We start from the raw sequence: 202 nt of genomic DNA, 5'->3' as shown, positions 1-202 counted from the left end.
ATAAAGGTTTAAGTGCTTCATCATACCAAATCACTTCTAACTTTTCTTCTTGGATGATTCTTAATGCTACTTCTTTTCCATTTCTCATTGAATAGTCTTCATCTACACTAAAATATTTTTGTTTATAATTCATCTGCAACATTTTATCAATGGCTTCTTTTTCACTATCAAAAGAATACTCAAGTTCAACACTGCCCCTTTC

General features: G+C 30.2%; 1 pseudogene. It reads right to left on the bottom strand.

The features are described from left to right. Window positions 1-202: pseudogene (locus AJN69_RS10390) on the bottom strand (hypothetical protein); the annotation flags it as partial.

Origin of the sequence: Campylobacter sp. BCW_4338, assembly GCF_001763255.1 — a bacterium.
GTDB classification, from domain to species: Bacteria; Campylobacterota; Campylobacteria; order Campylobacterales; family Campylobacteraceae; genus Campylobacter_D; species Campylobacter_D jejuni.
The sequence above is the reverse complement of the archived record's forward strand: the minus strand, read 5'-3'. Positions and strand labels throughout refer to the sequence as shown.